We start from the raw sequence: 16,514 nt of genomic DNA, 5'->3' as shown, positions 1-16,514 counted from the left end.
CCAAAACTGGACACAACATGCGTTATCGACGCCTTGACTTGAACTTGCTTGTCGCGCTGGAAGCCTTGCTGAGTGAATGCAGCGTCAGCAGGGCTGCCGAGCGATTGTGCCTGGGGCAATCGGCAACCAGTTCGGCGCTAGGACGTTTACGTGAGCATTTCAATGATCCATTGCTGGCCCAGGTTGGGCGGCGACTGGAGCCCACTGCATTAGGTCTGGCGCTGCTTCCAAAAGTGCGTGAAGCGTTGGCACTGACCCGGGAAATTGTCGATGCACCGGTCAACTTTGAACCGGCCAGCTGCGTTCGGCACTTCACTTTGGTGGCTTCCGACTACGTGGCCGGGGTGCTGCTGCCAGCCGTCAGTCTTGAACTGGCTCGAATCGCACCTGGCGTGCGCTTGAGTTTGCGGGACATGCCTGTACCGCGTGACGGCGACGTGGTCAGCGAAGCGCTCGATTATCGCCGCAGTGATTGTGTGATTGTGCCTCAGCGACGATTGAATCCGGCTTACCCCCATGTACCGCTGATGAACGACCAGCTCTGTTGCATCGTCTGCGCTGGGCAAACCCGGTTCCGCGACGGTTTGAGCCTGGACGATTACTGCAACGCTGAGCACGTGGTTCGTGAATTTGCCGATGGCCGAAACCTGGCGATGGACGCAGCGCATTTGCATGAGTTGGGTGTTCAACGTCGAGTGGCGGTGGCTCTTGAAAGCTTCGTATTGATACCGGAATTCATCATCGGTACTTCACGCATTGCCACCGTATTTCGACGACAGGCGCAGCGCTTCGCCCAACATTATCCACTGCGTATTCTCCCGGCACCGCTCGCATTTCCCGACGCCGTTCAAGTCCTGCAGTGGCATCCTTATCAGGACCATGACCCGGCCATGTTCTGGTTTCGCGGCCTGTTGTCGGAGCAGGCCGCGTTGCTTGATCAGCGCACGATCTGATCACCGTTGTCCGCCACTAGCGTAGCCAGTGCAATAGCGTGCAAGGCGCATCGTTCGTCGTTGTCCGAGGTGTCACCGCTGATGCCAATGGCGCCCAGAATCAGTCCTTCGGCGTTGCGGATCAGCACGCCGCCGGCGACGGGTATTACCCCGCCGCCGGTCAGGCTGTTGATGGCATCGAAGAACGCCGGCATCGCTTGCGCGCGCCGGGCAAGTTCGCGTCCGCCAAAGCCCATTCCCAGGCAACCCCGTGCCTTGCCAGTGGCGATTTGTGGTCGAAGGAAACTCGCACCTTCATCACGCAAGACAGCCAACGGATGACCCGCGGCATCCAGCACGGCGACCGCCAGGGGGTTGATGCCCGTTTCCCGGGCGATGCGGATGGCGTTACTGGCGAGGTCGGTGGCGGTCATCAAGTCGAGTTGCTGCATGGTGTTGATCCTCATTGTGCCCACTTGCCCAATTGGGTTACGCGGTCTCGCGTGTACAGGTCAGTCCATTTCAACGAGTTGAAATCGGATACCTGTTTGGGGTTGTAGGGGCTGCGTTCCATACGCGCAGGCTGGCCAGCCTTGTACACGGCTTTCAGGCGAGAGCGGTCTTGTAAAATGCGGATATCGTGCAAGGGGGAACCGTCGAGTAGCAAAAAGTCCGCTTGCTTGCCCACTTCGAGGGAACCGATCGTCTCACCGCGAGGCATGCAGCGTGCACCGACCGCCGTGGCGGCATACAACGCTTCTGCCGGCGTGAAGCCCAGTCGGGTGACCAACAGTTCCAGCTCACGCGCGTGCCACTCCCCGTAAGGCGTTACCGCGAAGCCGCTATCGCTGCCACACGCGAAAGGCACGCCAGCGGCCTTGGCACGTTTGAGCACTGCCGAACCGATTTCCAGGGTGCGGGCACAGTAGCCAGCGTAACCGGTGCTGATGGCCGGGTCGTGGGGTTGGCAGAAGTCCACGGTGTTTTGCGGGAAGGTCATGGTCGGCGCAAGGATGCTGCCGGCTTGGAGCAGAGCCTCGATACACGCGTCGTCCATGTAAAAGGCATGAAACACCAGGTCGACACCGGCGCGTGCGGCGTACATCACCGCCTCACGGCCATAGGCATGGGTCGCCACTTTGCAGCCCAGGCGATGGGCTTCTTGCACCATCTCATGGGTTTCTTCGGCAGTGAACGCGGCGATGATTTCGCCATTTGGCCGGCGGTGCGTGCCGTCCATGGCAATTTTTATCAGGTCCACGCCATCCTTGGCCTGTTTGCGGATTTCAGCCAACGCTTCGCTGCGGCTGGTCACCAGGCGCGCAGTGAAATATTCCGGAGCGCCTACGCGGCTCGGGAACCAGTCGTTGAGGCTCTGTCGATTGGTGATGACCCGGCTGCTGGCAGCAATCCGCGGGCCCTCGAACAAACCGGCAGCGATCGCGTTGCGCACCGCGATGCTGAGTTGGCCGCTATCACCCGGACAGACCATGCTGGTCACGCCGGCGGCCAGCACATGTTGGGCGAAGAACATGCCACGCAATGCGCGGAATTCGTCACTGGTCCAGATATCAATGTCTTCTTCGCTTTGCGCGTTGCCGAAAGCCAGATGGGTGTGCACATCCACCAGACCCGGCATGACAAAGCTATCGCCGGCGTCCAGCAGGTTGTCTCCCGGTTGCAGCTGCGGGGCGAGGGCGGTCGGTCCCACATACGACAGCAGGCCGTTTTCCACGATCAGGGTTTGCTGTTGACGGGTTTTCAGGCCAGTACCGTCGAACAGGGTCTGGCATTTCAGGTGCAGGGCAGACATGGCGTTTTCACTTTGCGGATTGTTATGCAAAGCGAAGCTAGGGCAGGACCCTGGTAGCCACCAGCAACTTGTATCAATGCTCGAGTATTGATGGCGTCGATACGTGCTGCGGCGCAGCACTGCCGTGGTTTTGCGGCGATGAATACCATCAGGTGGCGGGTATCGCGAGTCACGATGGCTGGCATCGTGATCGGCGATTTTTTAAGAGCCCGATCGAGCGTCTAAGGTGCGCGCTCATCACTTACTGAGTGCAGTCCAATGACCACCGCAACCGTAAAAGCCGAACTCCTGGCACTTGAGCAAGAACGCCGTCGGGCATTAGTAGAGGAAGATTATTCGCGTGTCGCGCAGCTGTTCGCCGATGATCTGGTGTACGTCCACACCACGGGCCTGGTGCAGGGCAAGCCGGAGTATCTGGAGTACGCGAAATGTGCCGTGGAGTATCTGGACATTGAGCGAGGTGAGCTGTTGATCCGCTTTTATGGCGATCATCTGGCGGTCATGACCGGTTCGCAGTGCAACACCTTGCGCAAGCGCGGCGATGACCAGTCGATTCGAGGAGAAGGTTTTGCCACGCAGGTCTGGGCGTTTGGCGCGCAAGGATGGCAGATCACCTCGTTCCACGGCACACGAGCACCCAACTGAATCCACTTACCGATCAGTGAAAAAACGCCGGAGAGCCCCAGGGCTTTCCGGCGTTTTTGTGTAGTGTGAAGCGCTTTAAGCGGTGTGGCCCCCTAAGGTTTCGGCAATCCAGTCAGCAATGTAGTGACCCGCGTTGATGCTGTTATCAAAGCTGGAGTGCTGCACGCCGCCTTCGCGTTCGGTAAAGATTTTAAGTTCACGTTTTGGGCTGTTGACCAGTTGCTCGTAAGTGCGTTGTGCCCACTTTAGCGGGATCTGCGAATCCTTTTCACCGTGGGTCACCAAGAACGGAACCTTGATGCGGTCCAGTACGCCGTCCAGGTGCACGTTCTCGGCAATGGCCATGAACTCATCCATATCCTTTGCACCCCACACCCAGCGCACGTGCGTCCAATAGTGCGGGACGGGGAAGCTGCCTTCTTTCTCCAGGCGACGTTTTTGCACATCGCGCCAGTCATGGTTGGCGCCCCACACCACACCGCAGGCAAACCGTGGTTCGAACGCCACTGCACGCGGGCAGTAATAGCCGCCCAGTGAAACACCTTCCAGGCCAATTCGTTTGGCATCCACGTCCCTACGGGTCTCCAGCCAGTCGACTACGCGACTGGCCCAGTGCTCGCTGTCGAAACGGGCAATCAGATTGTGCAAGCGCAGGGCTTCGCCTGTCCCGGGCTGGTCGATGATCAACGATGAGACACCGCGTTTTGCCAACCACGCCGGCAGTCCGACGCGATATTTCATTTCTTTGGTAGAGTCCAGTCCATTGACCTGCACCAGGATCGGGGCGGGACCGGTTACGCCTTCTGCACGCACCAGCAAACCGGAAATGTGTTTGCCCTCGTAGGGGATTTCAACGCGCTCGCAGTTCTCTCGCGACAGTTCGATACCGCGTTTGAAGGTCTGCAAAAAGCGCTGGTACAACTCGGTACGGCCAGGCGCGCCGTGGGCCTGAAGTCGTTCGCAAGTGAGGTAATAAGTGGCAGCGCGGTTGTACTTTTCGCCAGCGGAAAGAAGACGACCATTACCTTCGTCTTCCTCGGCCAGGCCGCAGAGTTTGTCGGCCATCTTGGCCCAGGTTTCGCGAAACGCCTTGGTCCCGGCGGCGTCGGGCTGCTGGGCGGCTTCCTGCAGCGGCGCACACATCTCTTCGATTTCACCCATGCGGGCGCCCATCTCGATGGCCAGGTCGACGGAGAGATTCCACACGTAATTGTTCGGGAAATAACGGAACATGATTGTTGTTGTCCTTATGGTTGCCTTGAGCATTAACAAGACACGTTAAGGACGCTCCGGCTAATTGACCAATCGTGACTCAGGATGAGAGGTATCGCGCGCGGCGATATGATCGTGCTCCAGATGCTGGATGAATTCGCTGATTCGCTCGCGCAACCAGCGGTGCATCGGATCGCCGTCCACGCTGCGGTGCCACAGCATGACCTCGCGCATGACAGGAATTTTCACGGGAGGATTGAGGATGCGCAGCGGCAGGTGTTCGGCATACAACCGCGCCAGACGCTGGTGCATGGTGGCGATGCGTTGAGTGCCGACGACCAGTTGCGGCAGGGTGTTGAAGTCATTGGTGATGACCTCGATACGGCGGTTGAAGCCGTATTGATTCATGAACCACTCTTCGATGCTCAAGTGCCGGGTGCGACCGAAACCGACGGAGACGTGGCCCATGTCCATGTACTGTTCAAGGCTCAAGCTATCGCCGACCTGAGTATTGCCGTTCCACACCACGCAGACGTGTTCTTCTTCGAACAGCAGCTTGTGAGGGTGACCCTCGATGATGTAGCGCTCAGGCACGATCATCAGGTCGACTTCGCCGCGAACCAGTAATTCACCGGAGTTGTCACCAGGGCCAAGCATCTCGAATGTGATGTTCGGCGCTTCCTGATGGATCTTCTGGATCACCTGGGCAAACAGCACGCTGATCAGGTAATCCGAGGTCACCAGCCGAAAATGGCGCTTGCTGGTGGTGGGGTCGAACACCGGCTTGGCGGTGATTGAGGACTGAATCGTCAGCAGCACTTCGCGGATCGGTTTGGCGAGCTCCTGGGCATAGGGCGTGGGCTGCATCTTGCGCCCCACCTGCACCAACAGTTCGTCTTCGAAATAACTGCGCAGACGTCCGAGCACGCCACTGGTTGCGGATTGAGTCATGTGCAGGCGTTCGGCGGCACGGGTGATGTTCTGCTCTTCGAGCAATACATCAAGTGCCACCAACAGATTGAGATCCAGGTGGTTGAAGCGCATCAGGCATGCCCACTGTTGTATTTATTTTCACGATACATTCCGGTGAATTGATCGTCCCGTCAACCCCGTCTTCACGCGGTCATCCCGCGCCATCAGGTATCGCGTTTGCCGATAGGTCGCATCCCCACTCGCGATTAGTCAGTTGCCAAACCGCGCGTCAATCTTCGCCGCAGTCGGACCTCTGGCCGACACCACCACCGGATTCCATGCGCAGCTGAACGGCCTGGTCGAGCAGTATCCGGATCATAATTTCAATGGAGTGGTAAGCCATGAACATCATTGGCCTTGATGCCCTGATCTTTGGCGTCGATGACATCCAAGCCTGTACCGATTGCCTGCGTGACTATGGCCTTGCGCCGGTTGACGTCGACAGCGATGGCGGGCGTTTTGAAGCACTGGACGGCACGGCCGTGATCATTCGCCGTGCGGACGATCCAGCCTTGCCGGTTGCCATTGGCCCGGCGCCGTCGATTCGCGAAACCGTCTACGGCGTTGCCAGCGCGGCGGACCTCGACGCCATCGAGGACGAGTTGGCGCGAGACCGCCAGGTCTCCCGGGAAAATGGCGTGCTGCACAGCGTCGATGACATGGGATTCGCGATCGCTTTCCAGGTCACCGTGCGCAAGGCGTACGACGCCCCGGACGACCTGACCAACGCCGCCGGTCATGCGCCACAACGCCCGCTGAACCAGCCCGGTATCACCCTCGACATGAGCGCGGTGCCACGCACCTTGTCCCACGTGGTGTATTTCGTCCCCGACGCGGCCAAGGCCGAAGCGTTCTATGCCGAGCGCCTGGGCTTTCGGACCACGGACACCTTCATCGGCGCCGGCCCGTTCATGCGCCCGGCAGGTTCCGATGATCACCATTGCCTGTTCATGATTCAGACCCCGCCACACATGAAGGGCTGCGAGCACTTCACTTTTCACATGGGCAGTGGCACCGAAGTGCTGTTGGCCGGTACTCGTTTCGAGCAAAAAGGCTGGACCAGTTTCTGGGGCCCTGGCCGTCACCTCTTTGGCTCCAACTGGTTCTGGTACTTCAACAGTCCGCTCGGTTGCCATATTGAATACGACGCCGACATGGACAAACACGATGACGCCTGGGAGGCCCGTCGCGCACCGTTGTCAGCCGATAACTCGCAACTGTTTCTGTTCAGCTCAAAAGAAAAATGGGCGCCCGGCGGTCCACCACCCAAGCAAGGTTGAGTGCAGATGTCAGCCAGGAGCCAAAGTGATTTTTTCCTGTGCCGGCTGGACGAGCTAGTGGAAGGGCAGGCCCGCGGATTCGATCCATTGCAGCGCGGCAGGGACAGTGTTTTTGCCTTGGTGCACGAGGGGCAGGTGCGGATTTATCGCAACAGCTGCCCGCATCTGGACGTGCGCCTGGAGTACCGCAAGGATCGTTTTTTATCGGCCGACGGCCAGTTGATTGTCTGTTACGCGCACGGTGCACAGTTTCTGCCGAGCACGGGTGAATGCGTCTACGGCCCCTGTCTGGGCCAGACACTGGAGGCGTTGCAGTGGCGTTTGGAGGAGGGCTGGCTGGTGCTGCAAATGCCCGGCACCGAGTGCGCATCGACCCACCTTGAGGTATCGCGTTTGGAGATACATCGCATCCCTACTCGCGATTAGTCAAATCCCTGCTTTGACGGGAAGCTGGACCTAACGACGCAGTGCCCGACGCTGTATCGAATCACAAGAATAAAAAAGTGAGAAAACCATGAGTGCAGTGAACAAAGTTCTGATCGTGGGCGGTGGTATTGGTGGCTTGTGTGCCGCCATTGCACTGCGGCGCAAGGGCATTGAGGTCGATCTGATCGAACTCAAGTCGGAGTGGACGGTGTACGGCGTCGGGATCATCCAGCAAAGCAACGTTGTCCGCGAGATGGCCAAGCTGGGTGTGCTGGATGGGTATCTCGATGCGGCGTATGCCTTCGAGGACGTCGCCATCTATGGCCCTGGCGGCCAGCAACTGGCGCGCATCCCCGGTCAACGACTGGCAGGGCCAGCGTACCCGGCCAACGTTGGCATTTCACGCCTGGCGTTGCACAAGGTCCTCAGTGAAACGGCGCTGGAACTGGGCGCGCAAGTACGCCTGGGTCTGAGCGTTGAATCCCTGGACGATAAAGGCGACAGCGTCGATGTAGTGTTCACCGATGGCACTAGCGCTGCCTACGACCTGGTGGTCGGCGCCGACGGTCTGTTCTCCAGGGTTCGCGATTTGCTGTTCGGTGACACCTACACCCCGCGTTTCACCGGCCAGTCGGTGTGGCGCTACAACTTCCCGCGTGATCCGCAGATCGATCACCTCGCCAACTACCAGAGCGCCGAAGGCAACGCCGGCCTGGTGCCGCTGGCTGGTGACCTGATGTACCTGTTTCTCACGTCCCACGAACCGTCCAACCCGTGGATGGACCCGGCGACGCTGGCCGATCAGATGCGCCAACGCCTACAGGGTTTCACCGGCCTCATCGGTGAGCTGCGCGAACAAATCACCGACAGCAGCCAAGTGGTTTACAAGCCGATGGAGGTGGTCTTTGTCGATGAGCCCTGGTATCGCAGTCGCGTCCTGCTGATTGGCGACGCTGCACACGCGACTACGCCGCACCTTGGTCAAGGGGCCGGTATGGCGATCGAAGACGCCATCGTGCTCAGTGAAGAACTGACCCGCGACGGCAGCGTCGAGCAACAGCTCCAGCGCTTCATGACGCGCCGTTTCGAGCGCTGCAAGTACATTAGCGAGAGCTCTGTACTGGCTGGGGACAAGGAAATGCAACACGACCGTGCATTCGACCGCATCGGCCTGGTCAAGCAGATGCTGGCGCGCACGGCAGAGCCCATCTGATCCAAAAGATCCTTCACCCACAGCTGTTACCACTATAAAAACAAGAGGTTAACGCGATGGTTAGTTCCACGACTGCGACGCTTGCGCGCCGCCCGGTCTGCACGTCTGCACCCTTTGGTTTCACATTGGCCGCAGCGTTGGTGCTGTGCAGCCAGGCTGTCCATGCCTTTCAGGTGGATACCGGCAATCCGGATTTCAACCTGCGCTGGGATAACACGGTGAAGTACAGCGCCGCCTGGCGAACCCAGAATCCCAGCAGCAAACTGACCGAGGGGCAGGTGGCACTCAATCAGGACGATGGCGATCGGGCCTTCAAAAAGGGTCTGATTTCCAATCGCACGGACATCCTCTCCGAGCTCGATATGTCGTTCAAAAACGTCGGCGCACGCCTCAGCGGCGCCGCCTGGTACGACACCGAATACCAGCACGACAACGATAATGACGACCCGGCACGGGCCAACGCGCGGTCGGTGGCCTACGACGAATTCACCGACGACACCCGTCACCTGCACGGCGGCGACGGCGAATTGCTCGATGCGTTCGTGTACTGGAACGGTGAGCTGGCCGATCACGCCACGTCCGTGCGTGTCGGGCGCCACGGATTGATCTGGGGCGAGAGCCTGTTCTTCGGTGCCAACGGCATTGCCGGTGGCATGGGCCCGGTCGATGTGGTGAAGGCGCAGTCCGTGCCGAACACCCAGTTCAAGGAAATTACCCGCCCGGTCAATCAACTGTCGGGGACCCTCCAGCTGACAGATGATGTGTCGCTTGGCGCTTACTACCAACTCGAGTGGGAAGAGACGCGCCTGCCGGGGGCCGGCAGTTACTTCTCCACCAGCGACACCATTGGTGAAGGCAACGAACGCTTGATCGTGGGAGCGCCATTTCCTGCTTTCCTCGGTGGCAATCCCGGCAGCCCGGCAGCGTTCTTCCATGGCAATGACAAGGAAGCGAGAAGTTCGGGGCAGGGTGGCCTGCAATTGAAGTACAGCGCGGAAACGGTGGAGTACGGCCTGTACGCGATTCAGTATCACGACAAAACACCCAAGCTGTACCTCAAGCCGTCCACCGGTACGCCGAACTTCAGTACCGGCCAGATCGGCGAATACTACTGGGTGTACCCGGAGGACATTCGCGCCTTTGGAGCGAGTTTTTCGACTACTGTCGACGAATACAGCTTCGCCGGTGAAGCCTCGATGCGCTGGAACATGCCGCTGGTTTCCAACGGTCAAACCGTCCTGCCTGGCGTGGTCGCTGACAACGATGACGATGCGCTCTACGCGGTCGGCCGTACGGCTCACGTCAACCTCAACGTCCTGGCCTCGTTCGGGCCGAACTTCATCGCAAGGGAGTCGGGGCTGGTCGGTGAGATCGCCTGGAACCGACTCCTGAACGTCACGAAGAACCGTGCCGCCCTCGATCCCAATGCCACCGATGACGGCCTTGGTTTCAAGGTGGTGTACACCCCGACTTATCGCCAGTTCTTCTCCGGTATCGATATCAGTATCCCTGTCGGTCTCAGCTACTTCCCGCTGGGTAAATCGGCCGTGGTCAGCTCCTTCGGCCCGGACAACGGCGGCGATATGAACATCGGTATTACCGCGACCTACCTGGATCGCGTTACCGCCGGCCTGACCTACACGCATTTCTACGGCGCCGAGGACACCAACCTCAATGCGGCCAGCCAGTTCAACTACAAGCAATCGCTGAAAGACCGGGACTACCTGGCTTTCTCCGTCAAGACCACGTTTTAAGAGGACTTGCGCATGACTCACAACAAGAAAATCGGAGCTTTCAAGCTCAAAGCGCTTTGCTTCGCACTGCTGGGTAGCCTGGCCATTTTCAGCCAGGTCACGCTGGCCGCAACGGCTGAAGACGCGGCCAAGCTGTCGAAAAGCCTGACACCGTTCGGTGCCGAGCGCGCCGGTAACGCTGACGGCTCGATTCCCGCCTGGGACGGTGGTTACACCAAGGTCGACCCGTCGTACAAGGAAGGCGGCAAGCGTAGCGATCCGTTCGCGGCAGACAAGCCGTTGTTCAGCATCACGTCAAAAAATCTCGCCCAATACGCTGGCAAACTCAGCGATGGCACCAAGGAGATGTTCAAGCGTTTCCCGGACACGTATCGCATCGACGTTTACCCGACACGTCGTACTGCTGCCGCACCGCAATGGGTGTATGACAACACCCTGAAAAACGCCACGCGCGCCAAACTGGTGGACAGCAGCGCTGGTCCGGTACCTCAAGGCGCGTTTGGCGGCATTCCGTTTCCGATCCCGCAAAACGGCGCCGAAGCCATGTGGAACCACGTACTGAATTGGCGTGGCACCTCGGTATCGATGCATTTCCGTCATTACCTGATGACTGCAGACGGCAAGCAGGTCATGACGACCGACGGTCAGGCCATTCAGGAGATGCCGTATTACTACCAGGATGGGACGCCGGAATCGTTTGCCGGTGATTACTGGCTATTCCGACTGCTCAACGTCGGTCCGCCATTGCGCGCTGGCGAGCAGATCATGGGGCGCACCAACATCAACGGCGATCTGTCCCAGGCGCACGTTTATCTGACCGGCCAACGCCGTGTGCGCAAATTGCCCAATGCCTGCTGCGATACGCCGACACCTGCGACTGCCGGGGTGATGTCGTTCGACGAATTGAGCGTGTTCCAGGGCCGCATTGACCGCTTCAACTGGAAGCTCGTGGGTAAGCAGGAGATGTACATCCCCTACAACACGAACAAGGTGCAAACCGCCGCCAAACCGGAAGACCTGTTTCTCGCTCACCACATGAATCCAGATTACGTGCGCTGGGAGCTGCACCGGGTGTGGGTCGTGGAAGCGGACCTGGCACCGGGCAAGCGTCACCAGTTGCCAAAGGGCCGCTACTACCTTGATGAGGACACCTGGCAAGCCATGTTGGGCGACCGTTGGGATGCCAACGGCCAACTGGCCAAGACGTTGTGGTCGTTGCCGGCGGTACTCCCTGACCTGCCCGCACAAGCGCAGTTGTCCTCGGGCTTCTACGACCTGACCTCCGGCGCCTGGTTTATCCAGAACGTCTACACCGGCCAGTCGGAACAGTACGGCATGGTTGATCGCTACAAGGCCTCCGAGTTTTCACCGGCGGCGATGGCGGGTGCCGGCGTTCGTTGAGAAAGACCGGGTCGCGGTTTACGAACCCTGATCCGGTTTCAAAAGGTTTTTCGAGGTCGGTAATGAACAGAATCTGTCAGGTGGTTGGTCGGCTGATGTGTCTGATGGCATTGCCATGGGGCTTGGCGCATGCCGCATCGGTGGGCGACACGCTCGATACACCGGCAATGCAGGCGCCGCAAGCGAAATCAGCGGTGCTGCTGGACCTGGCTCGGGCGGATGCGCGGCTGGTGGCGGTGGGTGAGCGGGGCATCGTGCTGCTTTCCGATGACCACGGCGTGAGCTGGCGTCAAGCGGCGGTACCGGTTTCCGTCAGCCTGACGGCCGTGCAGTTTGTCGACGCCCTTACGGGCTGGGCCGTCGGGCACGCGGGTGTTGTATTGGTCACGCATGACGGTGGAGAGCACTGGGTGGTGCAACTCGATGGCCTGCGTGCCGCACAGCTGGAGCTGGTAAGCGCTCGTGAGCAACAGCCATCGGCCAACGATCAGGTTGCCGCCGCTGCACGGGTGCAAACGGCTGAACGACTGGTCAGCGAGGGGGCTGACAAGCCGTTTCTCGCTGTGCAATTTGTTGACGACCGACACGGCCTGATCGTGGGTGCGTATGGCCTTGCCTTTCGAACCGACGATGGCGGCACCACCTGGCATTCCATCATGGGGAACATTGATAACCCGATGGGTGCGCACTTGTCTGCGATCACTCGACAGGGACAACACTGGTTTCTGGCGGGCGAGCAGGGCTACCTCGCTCGCTCCGACGATGCCGGCCATTCATTCACGCAGTTGGACAGTCCTTACACCGGGAGCTTCTTCACCGCGCAAACGGGCGACAACGGTGTGTTGCTGGTGGCCGGGTTAAAGGGCAATGCGTTTGTCTCGAGTGACCTGGGCCAAAGCTTTCAGCCTGCACCGGTCTCGATGCCGGTGTCTTTCAGCGATGCCATTCGCACCGACGACGGCCAGTTGTTGCTGGTCAATCAGAGTGGCGCCTTGTTTCGCACCGACAACCCGTCCGGCGCAACGCTTGTGCCCTATGGCAAACCGCTCGGCAAGCCCGTCTCCAGCGTTATCCAGGCCGCCGATGGCAGCCTGACGCTGGCGGGTTTCACTGGATTGACGCGCCTGTCGCCGTCAGTCGCCAACGCTTCGGAGTGAGGTTATGAAGTCTTTCGACAACGCCACGGCAAGCCTGGCGAATTTCGATCCACGCTCCGGTTCAGTGGTAGAACGCACGCTGTTCAATCACCGCCTGTGGGTCCTTGTGTTATGTGTACTGACGACCCTGGTGCTGGGTTATCAAGCCACTCGTATCGAGCTCAATGCCAGCTTCGAAAAGATGATCCCCACGCAGCAGCCCTACATTGCGAATTATCTTGAGCATCAGAAACAGCTCACGGGTTTAGGCAACGCACTGCGGATCGTCGTAGCCAACAAACACGGCGATATCTACGACGCCGAGTACCTGAAAACCCTGCAAGCCCTGAGCGACAAACTCTACCTGATGCCGGGTGTCGATCGAGCGTACATGAAGTCGCTGTGGACACCGGCCACGCGCTGGGTCGCGGTGACTGAAGAGGGTCTTGATGGCGGCCCGGTGATACCGGATGACTACAGCGGCACCGCTGCTAACCTCGATGCGCTGCGGCGCAATGTGCAGCGCTCTAACGAGCTTGGCCAACTGGTAGCCCTCGACCAGACCTCCAGCATCATTTACGTGCCGCTACTGGCCGCCACTTCAGACGGAAGGCCGCTGGATTACGCGGTTTTGTCCGGGCAACTGGAGACGCTGCGCAGCACTTATCAAAGCGATAACATCGACATTCGTATCACCGGTTTCGCGAAAAAAGTCGGCGATCTGATTGCCGGCCTGAAGCAGATCCTGCTGTTCTTCGCCGTCGCGATCCTGATCACCACCGCCGTGCTGTTCTGGTACACCCGCTGCCTGCGCAGTACGCTGCTGGTGGTGCTGTGCTCGCTGGTGGCGGTGGTCTGGCAGCTCGGGTTGCTGCCATTGCTGAACTACCAGCTGGACCCGTATTCCGTGTTGGTGCCGTTTCTGGTGTTTGCCATTGGTATGAGCCACGGCGCGCAGAAAATGAACGGCATCATGCAGGACATCGGGCGTGGCATGCACCGGGTGGTGGCTGCGCGATTCACCTTTCGACGCCTGTTCCTTGCCGGGCTGACAGCGCTGCTGTGCGATGCCGTGGGTTTTGCGGTGCTGATGTTGATCAAAATCCAGGTCATTCAAGACCTCGCGGTGATCGCGAGTATCGGCGTGGCCGTGCTGATTTTCACCAACCTGATTTTGCTGCCGGTGTTGCTCTCTTATGTCGGTGTGACGCCCCGCGCCGCGCAACTGAGCCTCAAAAGTGAGCAAGCCGAGCAAACGGGTCAGACGCGCCATGCGTTCTGGCGTTTTCTGGACCTGTTCACTCATCGGCGTTGGGCCAGCCTGTGCATCGCCATCAGCCTCGCATTGGCAGTCGTCGGCTTCCTGGTCAGCCTGCAACTGAAAATCGGTGACCTCGACGCCGGTGCACCGGAGTTGCGTGCGGACTCGCGCTACAACCAGGACGATGCCTTTCTCACTCGTCATTACGGCGCCAGCAGCGACCTGTTCGCGGTGATGGTGAAAACCCCGGCCAGCAACTGTGCGCGCTACGACATCCTGGCTAAAGTCGATGCCCTGGACTGGCAACTGCGCGCCTTGCCGGGCGTTGATTCGACCAATTCACTGGCGTTGCTGAACCGGCGGATGCTGGTGGGCCTTAGTGAAGGCAATCCCAAGTGGTACGAGCTGCAGAACAATCAGGCGATGCTCAATATGATTACCGCCAGCGCGCCGCGGGGCTTGTACAACGAAGATTGCAGCCTGTTGACCTTGTACGCCTATCTCACCGACCACAAGGCCGAAACGCTGACCCGCCTGGTCGACCACGTGGAAAAATTTGCCGCCGAGAACAACACCGGGGAAGTGCAATTCCTCCTGGCGGCAGGCAACGCCGGCATCGAAGCGGCGACCAACATCGTGGTCAAGCAAGCCAACCGCGAGATGCTCGTGTGGGTCTACGGCGCGGTCATTGTGCTGTGCCTGATTACTTTCCGTTCCTGGCGCGCAACGCTTTGTGCGGTGATTCCGCTAATGCTGACGTCCATCCTCTGCGAAGCCTTGATGGTCTGGCTGAACATCGGGGTCAAAGTCGCGACGCTGCCGGTCATCGCCTTGGGTGTCGGCATCGGCGTCGACTATGCGTTGTACGTGATGAGCATTCTCCTGGGCCATCTGCGTCAGGGGGCGAGCCTGTCCGAAGCGTATTACCGCGCACTGGTTTCCACCGGCAAGGTGGTGATGCTGACCGGTATCACCTTGGCCATCGGTGTAGCGACCTGGACGTTTTCACCCATCAAGTTCCAGGCCGACATGGGCGTGCTGCTGGCCTTCATGTTTGTCTGGAACATGGTCGGCGCTTTGGTGTTGCTGCCGGCGCTGGCGTACTTCCTGCTACCCGCGCGCCGCAAGGTGCAGGGGGCTGTTACGCCGATACACATCGTGGCGGGTCCTGGGAGGGCAGTGGTTGCGGACGTTCAACACCTGGAAAACAAGGAGCACTGTCTTGGTCGCTGATACCTTCGTAAAGCCGGTCCGGCAAGCCGGACTGGCGCAATCGCTGTTGCTGCTGTTGGGCAGCTGCTTGCCAGTGTTGGGCGCCGTGTTGCTGGCCCCTGTGTTGCCGAGGATGCAGGCGCATTTTGCAAGCGTAGACGGCAGCGCCGTGCTGGTCCCTATCGTACTGACGCTGCCGGCATTGGTGATTGCGTTGCTGGCGCCGTTCGCCGGGCTGATTGCCGATCGACTGGGGCGTAAGCCGTTATTGCTGGCGAGCATGGTGCTGTATGTCCTCTGTGGCGTGTTGCCGCTATGGCTCGACTCGCTGCAGGCTATCGTGCTGAGTCGGGCGGGCATTGGTTTGGCTGAGGCGGGCATCATGACCTGCTGCACCACGCTGATGGGCGACTACTACAGCGGTGCCAAACGCGAGCGTCTGTTTGCCTTGCAGATGGTTGCGACGTCGTTGTCGGCGGCGGCGTTCATCGCGTTGGGTGGCTTCCTGGGGCAAAACGACTGGCGTACGCCGTTTGCGTTGTACGCGGTGGGGCTGATTTTTCTGCCGCTGATGGCCTGGCAGCTGTGGGAGCCGCAAGCCCGCACGCAGCCTGAGCAACCGAAGCAGCCATTGTCGACCGGGAAATTTCCGTGGCGCGTGCTTACGCCCCTGTATGTGTTGTCGTTATTGGCCGGTTTGAGCTTGTTCATCGTGCCGGTACAGGCCGGCTATCTGCTTAATCTGCTGCATGTGGATGCTCCGCAACAAATCGGCATGACCATGGGGGCCAACCAACTGGGCGTGCTCGTCGGTGCGCTGAGTTTTCGTTTGTTCAGCGGGTTTCGTGGGCAGTACCTGCTGCTCGTTGCCTACGCACTGGCGGGCATCGGCGGGTTGTTGATGGCGGCTGCCACAAGCCATATGCAGGTCGTGGTTGCAGTGACGATCAATGGTCTGGGCATCGGATTGATGCTGCCGACTTTGATCACCTGGATCATGTCACACGTCAGTTTCCATCACCGCGGGCGGGCGGCCGGGTGTTTCACCGCCGCCATCTTTGCCGGCGAATTTATCAGCCCTCTCGTTGTTCTTGGCATCACCCGTGGTGACTCCACGGCGCTTCCTCTGGCATTGGCCATCGTGGGTAGCCTGCAACTGCTGGTGGCGGTGTTTTGTCTGGCCGTGCCCAGGCTTGGTGGTCTGCTGCACGACGCAAACCGGGCCGGTGGCACGACCATCGCCGACGAAAACTGAAC

Annotated in this window: 14 protein-coding genes; 10 read left to right on the top strand and 4 right to left on the bottom strand. The window is 59.6% G+C overall.

The window, feature by feature from the left end; genetic code table 11:
• Nucleotides 1–17 precede the first annotated feature (17 nt).
• Complete coding sequence (locus ACA063_RS18465; RefSeq protein WP_497662833.1) at nt 18–953, top strand: LysR family transcriptional regulator; 936 nt, start codon at nt 18–20, stop codon at nt 951–953.
• Here the strand turns inward: ACA063_RS18465 and ACA063_RS18460 are convergent.
• Both ACA063_RS18460 and ACA063_RS18455 read right to left on the bottom strand, forming a co-directional pair.
• Complete coding sequence (locus ACA063_RS18460) at nt 938–1,384, bottom strand: GlcG/HbpS family heme-binding protein (RefSeq protein ID WP_162438994.1); 447 nt, start codon at nt 1,382–1,384, stop codon at nt 938–940. The genes ACA063_RS18465 and ACA063_RS18460 overlap by 16 nt on opposite strands.
• A gap of 11 nt (nt 1,385–1,395) precedes the next feature.
• Nucleotides 1,396–2,745 carry a metal-dependent hydrolase family protein gene (locus ACA063_RS18455; protein WP_497662832.1) on the bottom strand — a complete coding sequence of 450 codons (1,350 nt, stop codon included), beginning with the start codon at nt 2,743–2,745 and terminating at the stop codon, nt 1,396–1,398.
• Nucleotides 2,746–3,003: 258 nt separating this feature from the next.
• Here ACA063_RS18455 and ACA063_RS18450 point away from each other — a divergent pair, with 258 nt between their 5' ends.
• Complete coding sequence (locus ACA063_RS18450; protein ID WP_497662831.1) at nt 3,004–3,390, top strand: nuclear transport factor 2 family protein; 387 nt, start codon at nt 3,004–3,006, stop codon at nt 3,388–3,390.
• A gap of 75 nt (nt 3,391–3,465) precedes the next feature.
• On the opposite strand, the gene ACA063_RS18445 is transcribed toward ACA063_RS18450, so the two are convergent.
• Both ACA063_RS18445 and ACA063_RS18440 read right to left on the bottom strand, forming a co-directional pair.
• Nucleotides 3,466–4,623 (bottom strand): alpha/beta hydrolase family protein, encoded by a 1,158-nt coding sequence (locus ACA063_RS18445; protein WP_497662830.1) that lies wholly within the window; start codon nt 4,621–4,623, stop codon nt 3,466–3,468.
• Nucleotides 4,624–4,683: 60 nt separating this feature from the next.
• On the bottom strand, nt 4,684–5,646 hold the full coding sequence (locus ACA063_RS18440) for a LysR family transcriptional regulator (protein WP_497662829.1): 963 nt from the start codon (nt 5,644–5,646) through the stop codon (nt 4,684–4,686).
• Between the two features lie 269 nt (nt 5,647–5,915).
• Here ACA063_RS18440 and ACA063_RS18435 point away from each other — a divergent pair, with 269 nt between their 5' ends.
• The 8 genes from ACA063_RS18435 to ACA063_RS18400 all read left to right on the top strand — a co-directional run bounded on the left by ACA063_RS18435 (nt 5,916) and on the right by ACA063_RS18400 (nt 16,512).
• Nucleotides 5,916–6,854: a VOC family protein gene (locus ACA063_RS18435; protein ID WP_497662828.1), complete on the top strand. Its 939-nt coding sequence runs from the start codon at nt 5,916–5,918 to the stop codon at nt 6,852–6,854.
• Nucleotides 6,855–6,860: 6 nt separating this feature from the next.
• Nucleotides 6,861–7,280 (top strand): Rieske (2Fe-2S) protein, encoded by a 420-nt coding sequence (locus tag ACA063_RS18430; RefSeq protein WP_497662827.1) that lies wholly within the window; start codon nt 6,861–6,863, stop codon nt 7,278–7,280.
• Nucleotides 7,281–7,368: 88 nt separating this feature from the next.
• Entirely contained in the window at nt 7,369–8,493 is a 1,125-nt protein-coding gene (locus tag ACA063_RS18425; protein WP_497662826.1) for an FAD-dependent oxidoreductase, read from the top strand.
• Between the two features lie 56 nt (nt 8,494–8,549).
• Nucleotides 8,550–10,247, top strand: a complete 1,698-nt coding sequence (locus ACA063_RS18420; protein WP_497662825.1) for a DUF1302 domain-containing protein — start codon at nt 8,550–8,552, stop codon at nt 10,245–10,247.
• Between the two features lie 12 nt (nt 10,248–10,259).
• A complete protein-coding gene (locus tag ACA063_RS18415; RefSeq protein ID WP_497662824.1) occupies nt 10,260–11,648 on the top strand; it encodes a DUF1329 domain-containing protein in 1,389 nt (462 codons plus the stop codon).
• 62 nt (nt 11,649–11,710) lie between these two features.
• Nucleotides 11,711–12,805 (top strand): WD40/YVTN/BNR-like repeat-containing protein, encoded by a 1,095-nt coding sequence (locus tag ACA063_RS18410; RefSeq protein ID WP_497662823.1) that lies wholly within the window; start codon nt 11,711–11,713, stop codon nt 12,803–12,805.
• A 4-nt stretch (nt 12,806–12,809) separates the two neighbouring features.
• Nucleotides 12,810–15,278, top strand: coding sequence for an efflux RND transporter permease subunit (locus ACA063_RS18405; protein WP_497662822.1), 2,469 nt, complete (start codon nt 12,810–12,812; stop codon nt 15,276–15,278).
• On the top strand, nt 15,268–16,512 hold the full coding sequence (locus tag ACA063_RS18400; RefSeq protein WP_497662821.1) for an MFS transporter: 1,245 nt from the start codon (nt 15,268–15,270) through the stop codon (nt 16,510–16,512). The genes ACA063_RS18405 and ACA063_RS18400 overlap by 11 nt, the downstream gene beginning before the upstream one ends.
• Nucleotides 16,513–16,514 lie beyond the last annotated feature (2 nt).

Source organism: Pseudomonas sp. LBUM1643 (assembly GCF_059716215.1).
The sequence above is the reverse complement of the archived record's forward strand: the minus strand, read 5'-3'. Positions and strand labels throughout refer to the sequence as shown.

Bases quoted from the DNA above. Each gene is read 5' to 3' on its own strand.
- ACA063_RS18425 (WP_497662826.1), top strand. From the start codon at position 7,369: ATGAGTGCAGTGAACAAAGTTCTGATCGTGGGCGGTGGTATTGGTGGC.
- ACA063_RS18415 (WP_497662824.1), top strand. From the start codon at position 10,260: ATGACTCACAACAAGAAAATCGGAGCTTTCAAGCTCAAAGCGCTTTGC.
- ACA063_RS18435 (WP_497662828.1), top strand. From the start codon at position 5,916: ATGAACATCATTGGCCTTGATGCCCTGATCTTTGGCGTCGATGACATC.
- ACA063_RS18460 (WP_162438994.1), bottom strand. From the start codon at position 1,384: ATGCAGCAACTCGACTTGATGACCGCCACCGACCTCGCCAGTAACGCC.
- ACA063_RS18410 (WP_497662823.1), top strand. From the start codon at position 11,711: ATGAACAGAATCTGTCAGGTGGTTGGTCGGCTGATGTGTCTGATGGCA.
- ACA063_RS18440 (WP_497662829.1), bottom strand. From the start codon at position 5,646: ATGCGCTTCAACCACCTGGATCTCAATCTGTTGGTGGCACTTGATGTA.
- ACA063_RS18405 (WP_497662822.1), top strand. From the start codon at position 12,810: ATGAAGTCTTTCGACAACGCCACGGCAAGCCTGGCGAATTTCGATCCA.
- ACA063_RS18420 (WP_497662825.1), top strand. From the start codon at position 8,550: ATGGTTAGTTCCACGACTGCGACGCTTGCGCGCCGCCCGGTCTGCACG.
- ACA063_RS18450 (WP_497662831.1), top strand. From the start codon at position 3,004: ATGACCACCGCAACCGTAAAAGCCGAACTCCTGGCACTTGAGCAAGAA.
- ACA063_RS18465 (WP_497662833.1), top strand. From the start codon at position 18: ATGCGTTATCGACGCCTTGACTTGAACTTGCTTGTCGCGCTGGAAGCC.
- ACA063_RS18445 (WP_497662830.1), bottom strand. From the start codon at position 4,623: ATGTTCCGTTATTTCCCGAACAATTACGTGTGGAATCTCTCCGTCGAC.
- ACA063_RS18455 (WP_497662832.1), bottom strand. From the start codon at position 2,745: ATGTCTGCCCTGCACCTGAAATGCCAGACCCTGTTCGACGGTACTGGC.
- ACA063_RS18430 (WP_497662827.1), top strand. From the start codon at position 6,861: ATGTCAGCCAGGAGCCAAAGTGATTTTTTCCTGTGCCGGCTGGACGAG.